Source organism: Saprospiraceae bacterium, assembly GCA_016719615.1.
In the GTDB taxonomy this organism is placed as follows: domain Bacteria; phylum Bacteroidota; class Bacteroidia; order Chitinophagales; family Saprospiraceae; genus Vicinibacter.
This window is the reverse complement of the sequence record JADJYQ010000003.1, coordinates 31,595-51,925: the sequence shown is the minus strand read 5'-3', so window position 1 is coordinate 51,925 and position 20,331 is coordinate 31,595. Positions and strand designations below refer to the sequence as shown.

The window sequence follows — 20,331 nt, the reverse complement described above, 5'->3', positions numbered from 1 at the left end:
ATAAATACATTAAAGAAAGATATAATATGAATAAATTAACTTAATCGTAGTGATTATTTTATCCAATAGTTGTTTGAAAATATTTCTCAAACAGGTTTCTATAAAAACCATTGGATTTTTGAATTAGTTCATCAGACTTGCCAAATTCTTTTATTTCGCCTTGTTCCAGCGCTAGAATCCAATTTGCCTTTTGAATGGTAGACAGCCTGTGGGCAATTACAATTGCACTTCTATTGGCAATCAGTTTTTCCAAGGCTCGTTGAAGTATAGCTTCTGTTTCTGTGTCCAGGGAGCTGGTGGCTTCGTCTAAAATGAGCAGATCGGGATCGGTAAGCAAAGCTCGTACAAACGAAAGCAACTGTCTTTGTCCTATGGACAGATTGATTCCGCGTTCGGCTAACATGTAGTTGTAATTTCCTGGAAGTGCCATGATATAGTCATGCGCGCCAATTTTTTGACTGGCTTCTACAACCTTTTCGAAAGATATATTTTGGTTTTTGAGTCTTAAATTTTCAAGCACAGTGCCCTGAAATAAAAACAAATCCTGCAATACCACTGCAATTTTGCTCCTCAAATAATTGAGATCGTATTCGTTTATATTTTTTCCATTTAGGTGAATTCTTCCTGAATTAACTTCATACAGTCGGTTGATCAGACTAATCAAACTTGTTTTTCCGGACCCGGTGGTGCCAACAATGGCCAACATTTCACCTTGCTTTAATTGGAATGAAATATTTTTAAGGATGGGGGTGTTTTCATGATAGGCAAATGAAACATTATTGAATTCGAGATCACCTTTTAATCCACCGGATTTAATCGTGCCTTTGTTTTCCTGACCTTCCTGTTTATCCATGAGTTCGAGTACTCTTGAAGCAGCCAAAAGTCCCATTTGTAGGGTATTAAATTTATCTGCCAGTGTTCTTACAGGCTGAAATAATCTTGTTAGATACATAGGGAAGGCAACCAATTGACCGATCGTAACTACGCCTTCCAAAACGCCCTGAGCGCCCCACCATACCATAAACCCAAGTGAAGCCGCAGAAATGATCTCAACGACTGGAAAAAAAACAGCATAATAAAAAATGCCATCGAGATTCGCCTGTGTATACTCCCGATTGATGTTTTTGAACTTATTCAAAACGCGTCCCTCTGCTGTGAAAATTTGAACTGTTTTCATACCGCTCAGGTGTTCCTGTAAAAAGGCATTCATTCGGGCTACTTCGTTGCGAACGCGTTGAAAAGAGCCTTTCACTTTTTCTTTGAAAATATATCCGGCGACCAGCAAGAGTGGAAAAGTTACGAGGCAGATCAAAGTAAGTTTCACACTGGTGTAGAACATCAGGGCCAATACAGTTACCAAAGCCAAAATATCAGCGAGAATGGTGATTAATCCTTCTGCAAATACGGAATTGACGGTTTCCAGATCATTAATTACACGAGTAGTGTTAGTGCCAACCGGTGTGCGGTCGAAGTAAGATAGTTTGAGCGACAAAAGGTGTTCATAAATGCGTTTGCGAAGATCGAGAATGATATTTTGTCCGAGGCTATTGGTCATTATCGAAAAAGCATATCTACATAACGAAAGCATTATCAGCAATAAAAGGTAGATCAGTGCTATTTTCTGCAGGCCTTTCAGATCCGATTTTAGAATGTGTTCATCCACCATGACATTGACCAAAAAAGGCATCCATGCGTTAAGTGGAGCCATGAGGATGGCCAATATAGCGGAGCCCCATAAGAGCCATTTATACGGACGCGTAAATCCGAGGAGTCTTTTTAGTACCTGGTAACCTGACACAATAAATTAGAACGATGGAATTGTTTTCATAGCATCCCTTCATCTGCAAAGCTAAAATATTTATCTTCTGTTACGATGAGATGATCTAAAACATTCAATTCGAGTTGCTGTCCGGCAGCTTTCATTTTTCGGGTCAGGTCAATGTCTTGTTGGCTTGGTTTAAGTGCCCCGGATGGATGATTATGAGCCAGTATAAGTCCTGTGCATTTCCAGTCCAGCGCCCTTTGAAAGATGAGTCTTGAGTCTGCAACAGTACCTGTTAATCCTCCTTTGCTAAAATTTTCTATGGCCAGAAGTTTATTGGATCTACTCAGAAATAGAACCCAAAACTCTTCATGCGTCAGATCCTCCATTTTAGCTTTGATCAGCAAATAAGCATCTTTGCTCGAAAGCAGTTGTTTTTTCTCAAGGGCTTCGGCATGTTGTCGCCTTCGGCCTAATTCCAAGGCAGCTTCGATGAGCAAGGACTTTGCAGGCCCAAGTCCGTGAATTTTACCAAGCCGGAAATGATCCATTTTGCTCAGTTCGATGAGATTAAACTGGCAGGACTGTAGCGTAAGTTTTGCAAGGCTTAAGGCATCATGGGTTTTGGTTCCTGATCCTAAGAGGATGGCCAATAATTCTGCATCGCTCAATGCCGCCTTTCCTTTGCGAATGAGTTTTTCTCGGGGTCTGTCGTCTTCTGCCCAGCATTTGATAGGTAGATGTAGTGGGTATTTTTCATGCATAGCTTATTATTTGGAATTGTATCAGATTATAAGGCCAAGTTAAGCAGACAAAATTTTTAATAAGACAGCACTTATTTAAAGCCGTAAGGAAATGATTGAAGAAGCTTAAATTATGAGTTGGATAATAATAAAATGAACATCAACTGTTTGAATTGAATAAGTAGAAAGGCAATTAATTTTAAATATAGTCTTGAGAAATGAGCAATAGTTAATGGGTCGATTAAAATATGCGCATTTCACTTTTAGTGTTCTCCAGGAATATTCCGGATTGAGATGTTCCTCAGTGTATGAAGTGCCAGAATCAAGTTTAAGGTAATCTGTACATAAAGCCCAGCCTAATGCCCGTTTCCAAAAGCCTGAGAGGATGATGGTCTGAAAAAAATGGAAGCAATGAATGCACTTTGAAATAAGGATTTACAAATGTTGAAATACCAAAGGGAAGCCCATAGCCTAGTCCCAAACCCAACATTCCACCCATCCCTGTTTGCGCATCAATATCGCTGGCAAAACTGGTATTCATATCAAGAATAAGACCGCCATTCATGAAAAAAAATGGACTTAGATTGAGTTGCAAAGTGATAGGAATGCTGATCAATGAAAAGTTGGCAGCAAATGGTCTATCATCTGCATTTGGTGGAACATTTGGTTCGACAATGATTCTATGATGCGAATATTCTATCCCGGTTTCAATTGACAATTTTGGATTTAATCGGTGCAAATAATGCAAGCCTAAAGTGAAAAAATGGTCTGATTGATACGAATTTGCACCATCTAGTTGCTCAAAATAGAACATATCGTTAGTTCCAAAAGATGAATAAGCAATTCCAATTTGGGTTTTTCCAAATTGTACTTCACTATTTTGTGAATAAGCTGCATTAGCAATCGCAAAGACGGAAACAAATCCTAAAAATAATTTTGAATTCATAATTTCTAAATAGGGTTTTTATACCAAGATCATTTTACCATTTGGATTCTTGGATTAAAATCAAATAGTAATGTAAGCAATTTTAAGGAAATGAACACGATAGTTTATTTAATTATTAATAAAAATTGACAGACACCATTGTTTAAATTCAAGGGATAATACAAAAGAGTATTCATCATCTGGATTCCAAAATATAATTTTATCTTGATGGGTATAGGTGGCCTTTTCAGCAGTTTATTAGCAAAGACTCGGGGCTTATCGTATCTTTGCACTAGTTTTTATGACCAGACAAGCCGCACATAATAGCTTTCAGGATTTCGTGAGTTACTTTCCACCGGCAGAGTTGCCATTGACGGTGCAGTATAACGACTTGCATAGTTATGCAAAGACAAATGACCCTTTGCCAGATACATTTTTAGCTGATTATCTCTTGCCTTATTTGGATTTTGAAGTCGATGAGTTCACAGAATTTCTACCTTGCTTTCAAATTTATGGAACTGAACAAAATATTCAGCTCGTTTTTTGGACCGGAAGACTCATGCATTATGCATTTTACCTCATTACCTATGAAAAATCAGGGCGGTTTGTTGATTTAGCTGAAATTGCCGGTTTTTATTCAGATCGGCAGGAAGTTTTTCAAAGGATGGCTCATTTGAATGAAGATTCAGAAGTCTATATTGTGGAGACCAATTTAAGTACGAATGAAAAACAAATCGTAACAGATCAGACCAAAAAATGGGTATTGAATATTTTACCTGATGGCCATATCCAAAAAATGCAAATTGAATCGATATAATAACAAACAAATTCTCTCACTCACATTTCAGCAGTTAATAATTTTATTTGATAATAGCTGCCAGAATTTCAAATAGATGTCCGAATAATATCATGGATCAACGAAAAAAGAAAAAGAGTAATTCTAAGAAATCAACAAGCTCTTTACCCAATCAATTGCGCGAAAGTATCCTTGCTTTTTTTTACAAACACCGCACGAAAAAATATACAGCATTTCAGATCCTTAAGAAACTCAAAGCCAGGGATCCCGAAACACTAATCCATCAATTGGACCAACTTTGTGAAAAGAAAGTTCTATTTAAATCCAGTAGCCATAAATATTCTTTGAATGTTTCAGAAACTGCGGTCAAAAATTCAGAATTATACGAAGGTTATGTAGATATGGCAAAAGCCGGATTTGCCTACATTATTTGTGAAAATGGAGCTAAAGATATTTATGTAGCCCAGAAAAATTTAATGGGTGCAGACGATGGAGACCTGGTAAGCGTAGAGTATATCCATGGAAAAGGAAGGCGGCCGGAGGGTAGGGTTTTTAAAGTTTTGCAACGCGCTCGAACGCAGGTTGTAGGCGTAGCCAGGTTTTTCAATAAAAGCAAAGTTGCTTTTGCACAAAGTGGCCGGCGGTTGTATGAGATTGACATTTTAATTCCTGAGCATTTAGTTGTAGAAGAATACGACAGGGTAGTTGTTCAAATAACCCATTACAAGGAACGCCCAAAAGATTTATTGAAAGGCGTTGTGATTAAAAATCTGGGTCGTGAATCTTCCATTGATGTTGAAATGCAAAGCATTCTTGCAGATAAGGGATTTCCATTGGAATGGAATTTAAAAATTCTAGAACAGGTCCAGAAAATTCCATTGACAATTGAGGCTTCTCCCGAGAGAAAGGATGTGCGGGACTGGCTCACTTTTACCATAGATCCTTTTGATGCAAAAGATTTTGATGATGCTTTATCCCTTTGGAAAAACGAAAAAGGACTTTGGGAATTGGGAGTGCATATTGCCGATGTAAGTCATTATGTGGAGGAAGGGAGCGCACTTGATCTGGAAGCCCGTTACAGAGGCAACTCGGTCTATTTAGTCGATCGCGTATTGCCCATGCTTCCTGAAAAATTATCGAATGAATTATGTTCATTGAGACCGAATGAAGATAAATATTGCTTTTCAGTAGTTTTTACAATGGATGATGATTTCAAAATTCACCAACATTGGATTGGTAAAACTATTATCCATTCTGATCGCAGATATACCTACGAAGAGGCACAGGAAATTATTGAGGGCAAAAACGATCCCTTCTCTTCCAGTTTACTTCAACTCAATTCAATAGCAAAGGAGTATCGCAAAAAACGCATGCAGCACGGAGCGATCGATTTTGATTCTGAGGAAGTCAAATTTAAATTAAACGAACAAGGATTTCCGGAGACATTAGTCGTGAAGGAACGCAAAGAAGCACATATGCTCGTTGAAGAGTTTATGTTGCTTGCTAATAAATACGTAGCTGCATTTATTGCCAAAAAGCAAAAAAATCAAACTCCGATTCCATTTGTTTATCGCATTCACGACAAACCGGATCCGGAGAAGTTGGAAATGTTTCAAACCTACGCCAGAGAGCTGGGCGCTCATCTGGACTTTAGTAGTCCAAAACGCATTTCGACTTCGTTAAATACCCTGAGTGACCTGGCAAAAAAGGACCCAAAATTCAAAGTACTTCAACCATTGGCCATAAGGGCTATGGCAAAAGCAGCTTACAGTACTGAAAACATTGGCCATTATGGTTTGGCATTTCAGGATTATTCGCATTTCACCTCTCCCATCAGGCGATATGCGGATTTGGTGGTGCACCGTATTTTAAATGCAAATCTAAAGGGTAGCTACCGCGTAGATGGCAGGAATCTCGAAAGAGTTTGTTTACATATTTCCAATCAGGAAAGGAAAGCCATGGAAGCTGAACGCGAGTCCAATCGTTATTTCCAGGTCTTGTATTTGAAGTCCAGAATTGGAGCGCATTTTGATGGCCGAGTCGTCGGCATGAACGAAAGGGGGCTATTTATTGAAATTGGAAATACAAAATGCGAGGGCTTTTTGCCATTTAGTCAGCTTGATGAGGAAACTAGCCTGCATAGTAGCCGTTTGCATGCCTATTCTGAATCTAGTCGCAAAAAGTGGACTTTTGGTGATATCATCAAGGTTAAACTGGAAGATGCGGATCTAGATCAGAAGGAATTACTACTGTCGACAGCTTTATAATGGCTTGATTTACAGAATTGTGTTGGCAATTTCAGCTTGAATCCTCTTTTTGCTTTAAATTTTTGTACCTTTGCACTCCATTTTTGAAAGTTAATGGTATTAATTAAGTATGAGTAAAACCAGAATTCTTTTCATTACCCAAGAGATGGAGCCTTATCTCGATCTTTCCGGAATCGGCTCTTTGATTCAAAAATTACCCGCTTATGCCCAAGATAGTGGTATGGAAATCAGAATCCTTATGCCTAGATTCGGGACGATTAACGAAAGAAGGCACCGCTTGCACGAGGTCGTGAGACTTTCTGGAATGAATATCATTATCAATGACGATGATTTTGCCCTTATCATTAAAGTAGCATCCTTACCAGGATCTCGAATTCAAGTCTATTTTTTGGATAATGATGAATTTTTCAAGCGAAAATCGGTGTTTGAAGATGAGTCAGGCAAATTATTTGAGGACAATCAGGATCGCATGATCTTTTTCTGCAAAGGCGCCCTTGAAACTGTTAAAAAATTTGGATGGCCACCAGACATTGTTCATTGCCATGGATGGATGACCAGTCTCATTCCATTTTATTTGAAAAGCAGTTATAAAAATGATCCTGTTTTTAAACATTCAAAAGTGGTATTTTCCGTTTACGATCAGCAAATCGAAGGAAGTTTCACAGAAGATTTTTTAAAGAAAGCGGCCATTAATAATTTAAAACCGGATCAGCTTTTGGCATATAAAAACGGAACAGGAATTACACTTGATAAAGGTGCGATCCAATATGCCGATGGACTGATTCAAGGAAGCCAGATTTTGAACGAAAATGTGCTTTCTGCGATTCAGGCTTCTGAAAAACCTTTTATCAAGACGGAAGGAGAAGAATATTTACCTTCATACCTTGATTTTTATAAGAATCTCGTTCAATAAGTCGTTACTCTTAGAATTCTTTAATCGGATGAGCATTTTAGTGAAAGGAAAGTACTGGCTGGTTGGCCTGGGCTTTATATACATCATCAATTTTTCTTGCAATGAATTTGATTCATTCGGATCAGATCTACTCGACACAGGTTGGCTTCAGGCAAAAGGTCAGGAAGTCTACGATTTTACGGTTAGTCCCGCTGAGCCAGATTCGATAGTGAGTTTTGCGACCTTTACCACGATGGGAGCGGTTGGTTTTGTAAATGCCGCTTTTCCCGTTGGATATATGACAGATCCTATTTTCGGTCAATCTTCTGCAGGTTTTGGAACGCAATTGCGTTTTATACCTACAGATAATCTGGATTTTTTGGATGCACCTATTGATTCGATCGTTTTGTCGTTAAGGTTTGATACAAGCCTGTTTTATGGCAAATATATTGAACCCATGCGGATCTCTGTTTATGGCCTTGAAGATCCTTATGATCCAAGTAAGGTCTATTACAGCAATCACTTTTTGCCGGTAGACAAATCCAAAAAGTATGGCGAGTTGATAAATTATGTCGTCAATAAAAAAGATAGTTTCGAAATCATCGAAGACACACTCAAGAAAATTTTATTTCCACAATTGCGGGTAAATCTGGATACCGCATTATTAATGGGAATCATGAGAAATTATGCCGATACAGTTTATTATGTGAGCGATAGTTTTTCCAAACTTTTTCATGGCCTTGCCATCGTATGCGAAGATGGTAATGGATATTTATCAGTCTTACCCGAACACGGAGACAGCAAATTGACCATATATTACAGGGATACTACCATGCGACAAAGTAAGGTAGAGTTGTATATGAGCAGTCTCGCTGTTAAAACGCCTTTTTATCAGAGAAATACGACGGGTAGTATTGCAGAACAATGTTATTCCGGAACTATTACCGGAGATAGTCTGTTGCTAATCCAGGGTGCAGCTGGAAGAGATGTTCGATTGAAATTGCCTTATCAAAATACCTGGACCGGAAAATTTATTAATTATGCCATTTTGAATTTTGAAGTATCGGAAATGCCCGGAGTAGACTTAGATAACTATGACTTACCGGATTTGCTTCAGATTTTTGATGTCAGTTCCGGAACGAGAATAGCTATTGACGATGTGGTGGTTGCTGCAGGTTCACTGAGTTCATATAAGAGAGCTTTTGGAGGTCATCCGGTCATTGATTCAACAAGTGGCCAGAAAGTTTATAAGTACAAAATGAACATCACAAGACATTTTCAGAAAGCGCGTTTAAAAAATGCCGACATGGATTTGGTGATTTCTCCGTTTTCAAAATTGGAATCACCGGCACGACTGGTTTGGCATGGTAGAAATTTGCGGGCGACGAGTGCAAGACTTGAGTTAATCTATTCAGAGTAAATATAAAATACATAACATTTACACATAATATGTGTGGAATAATAGCATATCTAGGTAAAAAAAATGCTTATCCGATTTTATTGGAAGGCTTGAAACGCTTAGAGTACAGAGGATATGATTCGGCCGGAATCGCACTTTTAAACGGGGAGTTGGATATTTATAAGAAAAAGGGCAAAGTGCAGGAATTATGTGAATTCACAGAATCAAAGGAACTTTTTGCTACAGTAGGAATGGGGCATACCCGTTGGGCCACACACGGCAAACCGGATGATATCAATGCGCACCCGCATCTTTCTGAAAATGGCAAACTCGCCATCATTCATAATGGTATTATCGAGAATTACGCTACTTTGAAAGAAGCGCTTACAAGACTGGGCCACAACTTTAAAAGTGAAACAGATACGGAAGTTTTAATTCACCTCATAGAAGAAATTAAGAAAAGGGATCAACTACCCATAGAAGAAGCGGTTCGCAAAGCACTTAAAAAAGTGGTGGGTGCATATGCAATTGTAGTCATGGATAAAGATGATCCTGGCAAACTGGTCGGAGCCAGGAAATCAAGTCCTTTAGTTATCGGCTTGGGCGATCACGAAAATTTCATCGCTTCCGATGCAACTCCTATCATCCAATACACCAACAAAGTTGTATATCTCAACGACGAAGAAATTGCCGTTTTAACAAAAGAAAGAGGATTGGAGATTTCGACCATTAGCAATGAAGAAGTGCAGGAACCTTTGATCCAGGAACTCGACATGAGCATGGATCAATTGGAAAAGGGAGGCTACGAACACTTCATGCTGAAAGAGATTTACCAACAACCTCAAACGATTTCCGATTGTATGCGCGGCCGTTTAAATGCAACCGAAGGCTGGGTTCGTTTAGGAGGATTGGAAGAACACATCAATCGTATATTAAAAGCAAACAGGATCGTCATTGCTGCCTGTGGCACTTCATGGCACAGTGCGCTTATTGGAGAATATTTAATTGAAGATTTAGCAAGAATTCCCGTTGAAGTTGAATACGCATCCGAATTTAGATACAGAAATCCGATTCTTACAGAGAATGATGTTGTCTTGGTGCTTTCACAATCGGGCGAAACTGCAGACACACTTGCTGCGGCAGAATTAGCGAAGGAAAGAGGTGCATTGGTGTATGGAATCGTAAATGTGGTAGGTTCTTCTATTGCGCGATTAACACATGCAGGATCTTATATACATTGCGGTCCGGAAATTGGAGTGGCCTCTACCAAAGCTTTCACCGGGCAAGTTACTTTGTTGACCTTGATGTCATTGGTATTGGGTCATCGAAACGGATCCTTATCCAATTCTTATTATCATCAGCTCATAGCCGAACTTGGGAGCATACCGGATAAAGTAGGAAAAGTTTTGTTGCTCAATGATCAAATCAAATATCTGGCAAAAGAGATTCAACAGAATAATAATGTACTTTATTTGGGCAGGGGTTTTAATTTTCCGGTAGCTTTGGAAGGCGCTTTAAAACTCAAAGAAATTTCTTACATCCATGCTGAAGGTTATCCAGCAGCAGAAATGAAACACGGGCCCATCGCATTGATTGATGAAAATATGCCGGTGATTGTCATTGCTACCAATGTAAGTGCCTACGAAAAAATTATTTCAAATATTCAAGAGGTCAAAGCCCGCAAAGGCATTGTCATTGCTATCGTCACAGAAGGAGATAAAGAGATTAAAAAAATAGCAGACCATTGTATTGAAATTCCTTCAACGATAGATCCGCTGACTCCATTACTCAGCGTTATTCCACTTCAATTATTATCTTATCATATTGCAGTTTTAAGAGCTTGTGATGTAGATCAACCCAGAAATTTAGCCAAATCAGTCACAGTAGAATAATTCATTTATGCGCTTCGAAAACGTCCAATTTAGTTACAATACCTCGCAAATAGAACTCGTCATGCCTGAATATGGAAGAAATATTCAGGACCTGATTCTTTTTTGCAAATCTATCGAGGATCCAATTTATCGTCAGCACTTTGCAGATGAAGTGATCGACCTCATGCATATTATTACGCCATACAATAAAAATATGGATGAGCATCGCACAAAAATTGTGGCATCACTTTTTCAGAATCGCAGAATACGATATCAATGTGATTCCAATAAGTGGAATTATACCCACCCCTGATGATGATAAATTGACACCCGAACAAGTAAGTTATCCTAAGGGAACTGATAAATACAGACATTATGGAAATTATGTCAATCAGCTCATCAAAAAAGCATTGGAAATGGAGCCGGGACCGAAGCGCGAAGCTTTTTCTCATATCATTGGTTCTTACATGAAAATGGCTTTTAAAAACTGGAACAAAGAACACTATGTCAGCGATGATCTGATCAAAAGTGATTTGATTCTAATATCAGGAGGCCAACTCAAATTAGATGATGATGTTCAGTTCAACACCCTTGTAGATTCACAACCGCGTAGCCAAAAGCGCACTTTTAGAGGTTCTCACAAGCAAAACTACAAGAACAAAAAAGGTGGCGGAATGATGAATAAGCACCGGAATAGTAACAACAATAACAACCGAAGACGCGCCTAAGATGTATTTGAATATTTGATGATTCGGCATGCTTAGCAACAACCAAAAAACACTTATCTGTAATGCCGCTCGTTCTTGCATTGAAATTGAGCGCAATGTTATCAATCAATTATTGAATAGTATAAACGATGATTTTATAAATGTCGTCGGAGCACTTTTTCATATGAAAGGTAGAGTGGTTATTACCGGTATTGGAAAAAGTGCGATCATCGGACAAAAAATTGTAGCGACTCTGAATTCGACGGGCACGCCTGCATTATTTATGCATGCCGCTGATGCATTGCACGGAGATCTTGGAATGATCCGCAATGACGATATCGTTTGGTGTATATCAAAAAGTGGAGAGACGCAAGAAATTAAGGCTTTGATTCCCCTTATTAAAACATTGGGTTCTCAATTTATCGGAATGGTTTCACAGCGCGATTCCACCTTAGCAAAACAAGCTGATTTTATACTCCATACACCTGTATCCCATGAAGCCGAACCCAATAACCTTGCACCAACAGCCAGCACAACTGCGCAAGTTGTATTAGGTGATGCCGTGGCGGTTGCCCTCTTGGCCATGCGGGGTTTTAGTCCCCAGGATTTTGCAATGTTTCATCCGGGCGGATCATTGGGAAAAAAACTTTATTTGCGCGTAAATCATATTTATCCGCTACACGGAAAACCAAAAGTAAATTTGAATACAAGCTTGCGCGAAGTGATCATTGAAATGACCGGTCAGCGACTTGGTGTTTCTGCTGTGTTGGATGATGATCAAAGGATTGTAGGAATTATCACGGATGGTGACCTTCGCAGAATGTTGCAAAATAGTACAGAAATAAACGGATTGTGTGCAAAAGACATCATGAGTCCGAACCCTAAAACTATTGATGCCGAAGCCCTTGCCGTGGATGCCTTCCGGTTGATGCGCGAAAACAACATCACGCAATTATTGGTGGCAGATAAAGAAATTTATGTAGGTGTAGTGCATATTCACGATTTAATCAAAGAAGGCATTATTTAAAATACCAATATGTTTTTTCCAATTGGCGATGATAATGTAAAAGGAGGAAGTAAACCGCTGTTTTCATACAGCCTGATCCTGATGAACGTATTGGTTTTTTTATACGAAGTTAGTTTGCAGCATTTTCAGGCAGAAGCTTTTGTATTTGAATTTGGGAATATCCCATTAGAACTGCTATCCGGAGTAGATTTATTTACAGTGCTTACGTCTATGTTTCTTCATGGAGGTTGGATGCATCTCATTGGCAATATGCTTTTTTTATGGGTCTTTGCAGACAACGTTGAAGCCATCATTGGCACGTTTAATTTTATCTTGTTTTATCTTCTGGGTGGAATTGCCGCAACTTTGATCCATGCTTTATTCAATCCCATCAGCGATATCCCCGTGGTAGGCGCCAGTGGAGCGATCTCTGCCGTAATGGGAGCCTATCTTATCTTGTTTCCTGCATCGAGAATTCGCGTATTTATTTTGTTTTTGTTTAGTTCTGCAAACGTGCCTGCATTGCTTTTTCTCGGAATTTGGATCTTGCAGCAAATGGTATCCGGATTTGGAACCCTGGGACTAGGTACCGAAGAACAAGGCGGTGTAGCATGGTGGGCACATATCGGTGGTTTCATTTTTGGTGTCATTGCCGGATTTATTGCGCGCAGAAATTATTCAGGCAAATACCGATATGTTGGAGATGATCAATAAATGTTGATTGTCGATGGAACTAACAAACGTTCGTTAGTTGTGTTTTAATTTTCGGCATCCTTTTAATGCTTTCAATCCTGTAAACATTTTGCACCCTAAGATGCTGTTGCGTACCTACGGCACGCGAAGAAATTTTCTGCGAGTTTTTACCAATATGATGTCCCTACGGGACATGGATAAATGTCAAGAGTAAATATTCAATAGTCATCCCGACATGAAGAAGCAAACTAATGATGATAACTTAATGATGTCGGGAGTCCAAAGCAAGATGCTCTTGACAATAAAAGTTATGTATTATGCTTGAAATCCGATAAACTAACGATAGTTAGTTTATCGGATTTCAAGCAGTCAAGCAGTCAAGCCTCGCATATCCCGATACGTCATTTTTTAAGCGCGATAAAAAACGCGATTTCACAAACCAATGCCGGCTTCAGCCGGATTCATAGATTAAATCCTTCATAATTTTAATGTGAAAACGGAACTCCAAAAGCACATAAAATGAACCCGAAACCATCATTAGGAATGGGTTTCAACCCATTCCCGTCAAGCAGTCAAGCCTCGCATATCCCGATACGTCATTTTTTAAGCGCGATAAAAAACGCGATTTCACAAACCGATGCCAGCTTCAGCCGGCTTCATAGATGAAATCCTTCATAATTTTAATGTGAAAACGGAACTCCAAAAGCACATAAAATGAACCCGAAACCATCATTAGGAATGGGTTTTAACCCATTCCCGTCAAGCAGTCATCTTCCTCAAATAACCCCACGAAAGCAAAGTTGAAAACACATATAGGCTGCATCCAATTTGTGTTCCTAGCGTATATTCAACGAAAAAGGAACTCCATAATATGACTTGTATTGAAATAATAAGAGGATGTCGCCACCAGGTTTTTTGTAAAGCACTGAAGTATAAGATCGATAACAGACTCAGAAAACCGAAAATACCGGTAAAAGCCCAGGTGAAGATGAATTGATTGTGTGGCAATTTGTAATTTTCATTGCTTAGGCATTCCTGGTATATGTTAGCAGTCGCTTTGTAGAGATCGCCAATACCGCACCCAAAAAAGGGCTCTTGTTTGATCATTTCCAGACCCATTTGTATGGACATCCAACGCTCAATGTCTGAATAGTTCAACCATTTTCCGCGACTGAATTCGCCGATCTGCCACCAGGTATAATAGATTTTTTGTTGTAAGCTGGGCAGCATATAATAGCTCAGGAATGTTATGCCTAACAAGCTCAGCATTAAAAATAATTTTGTTTGCATACGCGCAGCCGGTAGTCCGCTAAACATATATGCGATGATGGCCAGGTACATCGAAAACAAGCCGGTTTTTGCGCTTAAGAGATGATTGAATGAAAAAAAATAAATGCAAAGCAACAATCCGACCTTTGTCCAAATTTTAGGAGCATTTAAATTTGTGAAAAAAATGTGCAAACAAATTAAAGCACACATAGCAATCAACATACTGTAGCGAATGTGAGAAATATGAGTCACAAATGGTTTGCCTTTGAGTAATTGAAGATTGTAGAAATCCGCATTTTGCAAATAATCAAATCCGATATACAGAGAACTTATAAAACAAACTACTATGAAAATGCCAAGTATGGCATAAAGTAATTTGGATGTTAGATATGCATGCCGGTAAAAGACAAAAGGCAAAAGGAGAAATGGCAGTTGCATTCTTGAAAACCAGATCCAGTCTTTAGGGAGATCAGACCAATAACCCGATATAAATTGAGTTGCCCAAAAGAGCATCATAGACAAAAGCAGGGGCTCCTGTAGCATCTCTCCGAAATCCTGTTTCCAAAGAACATTTATCTTTGGGATAAAGCCATTTTTTGAACACATAAAGGGAATCAGCAAACTCAAGACGATTACGCTGTTAGAAACGAGAAAAACGGACCAGCTGATGCCTGTCGCCACGAGGACAAGTCCTAATGCAAAAGCCCATTGGAGTAAGTGCCAGGAGCCTAAATTTTCTTTCCAATTAGACATTAATGATCTCATTGCTTAAAATACCCGCTGTTGAAGTTTAACTTTGTCGCGTAAAATAATACAAATGTCGGTAGACAGGTTTGCAGAAGTACAACGATTGATTGATGAAATAAATTCTTTTGAAATAAAGGATCAGGATGCACTTGAGTCTTTCCGGCTTAGCTATTTGGGCACAAAAAATAAGATAAAACCACTATTTGCGCTCATGGCTCAGGTTGAAAACGAACGAAAACGAGAATTTGGCCAAATTCTCAACCTGGCCAAGACAACTGCCGAGCAAAAATTTGAAGATTACAAAGATTCACAAACTCAGGTTGGATCACAAACTGTCGATATTCCTGATTTGAGTCTTCCGCCAGTTCGACTCCATACCGGCCGCCGACACCCAATCTCTCAGGCAATGGACCGAATCGTTGACATCTTTTCCAAAATTGGTTTTGAAGTGGCAGAAGATAGGGAAATCGAAGACGACTGGCATAATTTTACGGCTTTGAATACCCCTGAGGACCATCCGGCTCGCGATATGCAGGATACTTATTACCTGAAAGATTTCGCAAACCTCCTTTTGAGAACACACACTTCCTCTGTGCAATCGAGGTTTATGACTCAGAATAAGCCGCCCATCCGAATTCTTGCACCGGGAAGGGTGTATCGGAATGAAACAATTTCGGCCAGGTCCCATTGTCAATTTCATCAGGTAGAAGGTTTGTACATCGATAAAGGAATTTCTATGGCCGACCTCAAACAAACTTTGTTGTTTTATGCGCGCGAAATGTATGGACCTGATGTACAAATTCGACTTCGGCCATCCTATTTTCCGTTTACCGAGCCTTCTGCGGAAATGGATATTTACTGGGGTCTTAAAAATGAAACGGACCACCGCATTACAAAAGGCACAGGCTGGCTTGAAATTTTAGGTTGTGGAATGGTGGATCCTGCAGTATTAGAAAATTGTGGAATTGACCCAAATATTTATTCCGGATTTGCTTTTGGAATGGGCATCGAAAGACAAGCCATGTTGCAACACAAGATTCCTGATATCCGGTATTTTTTTGAAAATGATGTGAGATTTCTAAACCAGTTTTAAGGAATCCCGAAATAGTGCAGATTACGAAACTATGAAAAAAGCAACACTTGCTAAAGGAACCCGCGATTTTTTACCCTTGCAATCGCGCCGGCGAAAATATATTTTTGAAACCATAGAAAATCAATTCATTCGCTATGGTTATCAACCCCTTGAAACCCCGGCCATGGAAAATCTCGATACACTTATGGGTAAATATGGCGAAGAAGGAGACAAGCTTTTATTTAAAATACTCAATAGCGGCGATTTTCTGAAAGATGTCGATGAAAACATGCTTCAAAACAGAGAAGCCGGTAAAATTGCAACGCACATCTGCGAAAAGGGATTGCGTTACGATTTAACAGTGCCTTTTGCACGCGTGGTAGCAATGAACCAACACGAAATTAATTTTCCCTTTAAACGCTACCAGATCCAACCTGTTTGGAGGGCAGATCGGCCGCAAAGAGGACGGTATCGCGAATTTTATCAGTGCGATGCAGATGTAGTGGGTTCTCATTCATTGTTGTATGAAGCAGAATTGATTCAGATCTATGACCAGGTTTTTAGAGAATTGCAAATACCGGTGAACATTCATATCAATCACCGTAAAATTTTGGAAGGCATGGCCATAGAAGCAGGTATTCCCGACAAGTTTATAGCAATGACCATTGAAATTGATAAGTTGGATAAATCGGGACCTGAAGTTTTGAAATCATCGCTCCTTAATTTGGGAGTTCATGAAGATAAAAGCAATTGGTTATTGTCAAGTCTGGAGCAAAAGGACGTCTCGGTTTTTAATATCAATGAAGTCGCAGGAGTTGGTGTTTCAGAGCTGCAAAAAGTATTTGCATTCAATAAAAACTACCAGGCTCATAATAGCGTCATTTTTGATCCGGGATTGGCCAGGGGCTTGAGCTATTATACGGGCTGTATTTTGGAAGTGAAACCTAAAAATTTTCAAATGGGAAGTTTGGGCGGTGGTGGACGATATGATGATCTCACAGCTGTCTTTGGGTTGAAAGGAGTTTCGGGTGTAGGAATTTCTTTTGGGGCTGATCGTATTTACGATGTGCTTTCAGAGTTAAATTTATTTCCGGAAAGACTTGGAAAAGAACCCGTGGCCATGTTGTGTGCACTTGATGAAGATGCCTTACTTTATGCTTTCGACCAGGCAGGAAAAATGAGAGCTGCAGGTCTTCCAGTAGAAGTTTATCCTGAGGCTCAGAAACTTAAAAAGCAATTCCAGCATGCTGAAAAATTAGGAGTACCATATGTCATCATTATTGGGGAAGAGGAACTTAAAACCCAAACTCTAAATATCAAGGATCAGTCTAATGGAGAACAAATCCGGATCCCTGAATCCGAATTGATCAGGTTCTTTGTTAAATAGCTGTAAAATGCCCGTTTAACCATAATATTTAATTGGCGAACTACGCTATTGATAAGCAATTGTAAATACATATTAAAAAATATCTTTATATGTATTAACAATGTATTTAGGCTGTTAACTTTTTGTTTTCAGTTTTAATATGTATCTTTGTCATCCTTCTGCATTTAGATATGACTTTTTTGGTGTATATTTATGGAAGTTATCTAAAAGCTGAGGGATAGAGAAACGGATAAATCCTTTTTCGATCCATGAACAAAATGAAATCTATTTTCAGTATTCTGATTGCCGTCGCATGTCTTCAAAATGCGTCCTCCAATTCCGGAGTTGATTCTCTTTTGACAAAAGAGAATCTGGCAAACAATCCGGCAGCTTTCGAAGATCTCATCATTACCCGCCTTGGACTAATGCAATGTCTGGTATTTGCCAAAGCCGAAGAAGATGTCATTGATCAGGTGAAAAGGTTTGTTGGTAAAAACCGCAACCGGGCGATGGAATTATTGCATCGCACCGAAACTTATTTCCCACTCATCGATAAAATATTTGCGGAATACGAACTCCCGAACGAATTAAAGTATCTTACCATTGTTGAGTCTTCATTGGTCATCAATGCAAAGTCTTATGCAGGCGCTGCCGGATTATGGCAATTGATGCCATCCACAGCAAGATTGTTGAATCTCCGCGTCGATGATAAAATTGATCAGCGCTTAGATCCCGTATTATCCACTCATGCAGCTGCCCGTTATTTTAAAACTTTGTATGGGATGTTTAATGATTGGTCATTGGTTCTAGCAGCATACAACTGTGGCGAAAATCGCATCAAGAGATTATTGCAAAGTTCCAGTAAAAAGGATTTTTGGAGTTTGCGTTCAAATTTACCTCGTCAGACGCAGTTATTTGTTCCAGCTTTTATTGGCGCTACTTATTTTATTGAATATTCTGACGAGCACGAAATGATTTTAGATGTGAATCACATTGAATCCAATAGACTCACTTTCGCTAAAATATTTAAAGAAGTACGCTTAAAGGATTTGTATAAAAAGACAAACATAACTCCGGATGTATTTAAAGCCTTCAATCCGGTTTATAAAAGAGGTCTCATACCAGCTAGTCCTAAAGGATTTTACATCAGTTTACCGGATAGCCTCATGGTTGAATTTATTGACTATTATACTTACAGAAATAATAAAAATCAATCCATGAGTGAAGTTCAGACGCTTATGGAATTTGCCACGCTCTCAGATGCGGAGATTATCTCCTTTTGCAGACCTCAAATTACGCATCCCGACAATATCTCCATCGTTCAGGTCAATGAACACAGCATAGCTTTTCAATTCAGTCCGAAATCAATTGATGAAATACCAATTCCGCCGATGGAGCCCTCAGCTGAATTTAAATATCACATTGTTGGTATAAGGGAGTCTCTATTTTCCATTTCTGAAATTCATCAGGTTGAACTTGAAGATCTCATAAGCTGGAATGAACTTACGAATCCGGAATCACTTCAGGTCGGAACAGTGCTTAAGATAAAGGCTGAGAGGCTTTAAGTCTGTTAGTCTGTTAGGCTGTTAGTCTGTTAGGCTGTTAGGCTGTTAGGCTGTTAGGCTGTTAGGCTGTTAGGGTTAACAATTACTAACGGGTGTTAGTTCAAAAGAGGGTCTTCATGTTGAATTTATTTTTCTGATTTTTTTAACTTAATAAGACATTTTCTTGAGACTTATTAAGGTTCCTGAAAAGAATTTATCGGAAAATCCTGGTTTGGGTTTGATCTATCATTTATATTCATGAAATTTTACCTTTTACCTTTTACCTTTTACCTTTTACCTTTTACCTTTTACTTTTTCCTTTGAACTTATTAGCTTAAAAGGAAAGAGGACCATACGAAATGTATGATCCTCTTTATGACGAATTCCCTAATAATTCTAATGTTTATGCGATCTCGATCGTTTTATTTTGCTTTTGCTCTATGACGGATTTAGGAATTGAAACATTTAAAATTCCGTTTTCATATTTTGCTGAAATGTTATCTGCCTGTACATTTTGTGGCAATTCGAAAGATCTTTTGAAAGAGTGATAACTGAATTCACGTCTGCGATAGTTTTCTTTTTCTTCATTTATTGTTTCTTTCTTTTCGGCAGAAATGTTTAGAAAATTGTTTTCGACATGAATTTTAAAATCAGCTTTATCCAAACCGGGCGCTGCCAATTCTAATTTGAACTCTTTTTCAAGCTCCAAAATATTTAAAGCAGGCGTTTGATTGCGCAGAAGAGATCCTCCGCTCACATCGCTAAAACTTTTAGAAAATAGATCATCCACGATCTGAACAAATGGTACTAATGCATTGAAATTGTTTCTCATATTTTTCTGATTTAAATGGTTAAATAATTATTTCACTTCAATTGAAATTTTAGCAATAGGTTTTTTAGCAATTTTAATCTTTAACACGCCATGTTCAAACTGTGCATTTGCAGATGAAACATCAAGACTGTCTCCAATTCTCAAAATAGCTTTGAATTTCCGATCTGAAAATTCACGGTGTTTAAGCGTCATTCCTTCTCTGTTGAGGATGCGAGTTGCGTTTAGAGTCAATACCTGTTCTTGCCATTCTAATTTAATGTTTTCTTTGGAGACACCAGGTAATGAGAACTCCAATTCAATAGCATCTTCCATCTCTTTTTGATTCATGAAGGGTTTGTGGAATATTTCCCTTTTCATTTCAGCAGTTTTGCGAACCTGACTTTCGGTTCCACAGCTTTTGGGGCTACAAGCGTAAAAATTTGAATACATCATAATTTTAA

Annotated in this window: 18 protein-coding genes; 12 read left to right on the top strand and 6 right to left on the bottom strand. The window is 38.8% G+C overall.

Annotated elements, in window-relative coordinates; all coding sequences use genetic code 11:
- Positions 1 to 58: 58 nt before the first annotated feature.
- From IPM92_09375 to IPM92_09365, 3 genes are all read right to left on the bottom strand, one after another.
- Positions 59 to 1,708, bottom strand: a complete 1,650-nt coding sequence (locus IPM92_09375) for an ABC transporter ATP-binding protein (GenBank protein ID MBK9108558.1) — start codon at positions 1,706 to 1,708, stop codon at positions 59 to 61.
- A gap of 116 nt (positions 1,709 to 1,824) precedes the next feature.
- The gene (gene radC, locus IPM92_09370) at positions 1,825 to 2,526 is read right to left on the bottom strand and encodes a DNA repair protein RadC (GenBank protein ID MBK9108557.1); all 702 of its coding nucleotides are present in this window, start codon (positions 2,524 to 2,526) and stop codon (positions 1,825 to 1,827) included.
- Between the two features lie 307 nt (positions 2,527 to 2,833).
- Complete coding sequence (locus IPM92_09365; protein ID MBK9108556.1) at positions 2,834 to 3,451, bottom strand: outer membrane beta-barrel protein; 618 nt, start codon at positions 3,449 to 3,451, stop codon at positions 2,834 to 2,836.
- A 280-nt stretch (positions 3,452 to 3,731) separates the two neighbouring features.
- Between IPM92_09365 and IPM92_09360 the strand changes: the two genes are divergently transcribed.
- The 9 genes from IPM92_09360 to IPM92_09320 all read left to right on the top strand — a co-directional run bounded on the left by IPM92_09360 (position 3,732) and on the right by IPM92_09320 (position 13,082).
- Positions 3,732 to 4,247: a hypothetical protein gene (locus IPM92_09360; protein MBK9108555.1), complete on the top strand. Its 516-nt coding sequence runs from the start codon at positions 3,732 to 3,734 to the stop codon at positions 4,245 to 4,247.
- Positions 4,248 to 4,339: 92 nt separating this feature from the next.
- Entirely contained in the window at positions 4,340 to 6,493 is a 2,154-nt protein-coding gene (gene rnr, locus IPM92_09355) for a ribonuclease R (protein ID MBK9108554.1), read from the top strand.
- Between the two features lie 109 nt (positions 6,494 to 6,602).
- Positions 6,603 to 7,406 carry a glycogen/starch synthase gene (locus IPM92_09350; protein ID MBK9108553.1) on the top strand — a complete coding sequence of 268 codons (804 nt, stop codon included), beginning with the start codon at positions 6,603 to 6,605 and terminating at the stop codon, positions 7,404 to 7,406.
- 28 nt (positions 7,407 to 7,434) lie between these two features.
- Positions 7,435 to 8,805: a DUF4270 family protein gene (locus IPM92_09345; GenBank protein MBK9108552.1), complete on the top strand. Its 1,371-nt coding sequence runs from the start codon at positions 7,435 to 7,437 to the stop codon at positions 8,803 to 8,805.
- A 29-nt stretch (positions 8,806 to 8,834) separates the two neighbouring features.
- Positions 8,835 to 10,676: a glutamine--fructose-6-phosphate transaminase (isomerizing) gene (glmS, locus tag IPM92_09340; protein MBK9108551.1), complete on the top strand. Its 1,842-nt coding sequence runs from the start codon at positions 8,835 to 8,837 to the stop codon at positions 10,674 to 10,676.
- A gap of 7 nt (positions 10,677 to 10,683) precedes the next feature.
- On the top strand, positions 10,684 to 10,968 hold the full coding sequence (locus IPM92_09335) for a DUF4290 domain-containing protein (GenBank protein MBK9108550.1): 285 nt from the start codon (positions 10,684 to 10,686) through the stop codon (positions 10,966 to 10,968).
- Positions 10,892 to 11,383, top strand: a complete 492-nt coding sequence (locus IPM92_09330; GenBank protein ID MBK9108549.1) for a DUF4290 domain-containing protein — start codon at positions 10,892 to 10,894, stop codon at positions 11,381 to 11,383. Before IPM92_09335 ends, IPM92_09330 begins: the two co-directional genes overlap by 77 nt.
- Before the next feature lie 28 nt (positions 11,384 to 11,411).
- A complete protein-coding gene (locus tag IPM92_09325) occupies positions 11,412 to 12,389 on the top strand; it encodes a KpsF/GutQ family sugar-phosphate isomerase (protein MBK9108548.1) in 978 nt (325 codons plus the stop codon).
- A gap of 9 nt (positions 12,390 to 12,398) precedes the next feature.
- Complete coding sequence (locus tag IPM92_09320; protein ID MBK9108547.1) at positions 12,399 to 13,082, top strand: rhomboid family intramembrane serine protease; 684 nt, start codon at positions 12,399 to 12,401, stop codon at positions 13,080 to 13,082.
- A 738-nt stretch (positions 13,083 to 13,820) separates the two neighbouring features.
- On the opposite strand, the gene IPM92_09315 is transcribed toward IPM92_09320, so the two are convergent.
- A complete protein-coding gene (locus IPM92_09315) occupies positions 13,821 to 15,095 on the bottom strand; it encodes an O-antigen ligase family protein (protein ID MBK9108546.1) in 1,275 nt (424 codons plus the stop codon).
- Positions 15,096 to 15,147: 52 nt separating this feature from the next.
- On the opposite strand from IPM92_09315, the gene pheS reads away from it, so the two are divergent.
- The 3 genes from pheS to IPM92_09300 all read left to right on the top strand — a co-directional run bounded on the left by pheS (position 15,148) and on the right by IPM92_09300 (position 19,080).
- Positions 15,148 to 16,170, top strand: coding sequence for a phenylalanine--tRNA ligase subunit alpha (pheS, locus tag IPM92_09310; GenBank protein ID MBK9108545.1), 1,023 nt, complete (start codon positions 15,148 to 15,150; stop codon positions 16,168 to 16,170).
- Positions 16,171 to 16,201: 31 nt separating this feature from the next.
- Positions 16,202 to 17,536, top strand: a complete 1,335-nt coding sequence (locus tag IPM92_09305; GenBank protein MBK9108544.1) for a histidine--tRNA ligase — start codon at positions 16,202 to 16,204, stop codon at positions 17,534 to 17,536.
- A 257-nt stretch (positions 17,537 to 17,793) separates the two neighbouring features.
- Positions 17,794 to 19,080, top strand: coding sequence for a transglycosylase SLT domain-containing protein (locus IPM92_09300; protein MBK9108543.1), 1,287 nt, complete (start codon positions 17,794 to 17,796; stop codon positions 19,078 to 19,080).
- A gap of 382 nt (positions 19,081 to 19,462) precedes the next feature.
- Here the strand turns inward: IPM92_09300 and IPM92_09295 are convergent, their stop codons facing one another.
- A complete protein-coding gene (locus tag IPM92_09295; GenBank protein ID MBK9108542.1) occupies positions 19,463 to 19,891 on the bottom strand; it encodes an Hsp20/alpha crystallin family protein in 429 nt (142 codons plus the stop codon).
- Positions 19,892 to 19,918: 27 nt separating this feature from the next.
- Positions 19,919 to 20,323 carry an Hsp20/alpha crystallin family protein gene (locus tag IPM92_09290; protein ID MBK9108541.1) on the bottom strand — a complete coding sequence of 135 codons (405 nt, stop codon included), beginning with the start codon at positions 20,321 to 20,323 and terminating at the stop codon, positions 19,919 to 19,921.
- Positions 20,324 to 20,331 lie beyond the last annotated feature (8 nt).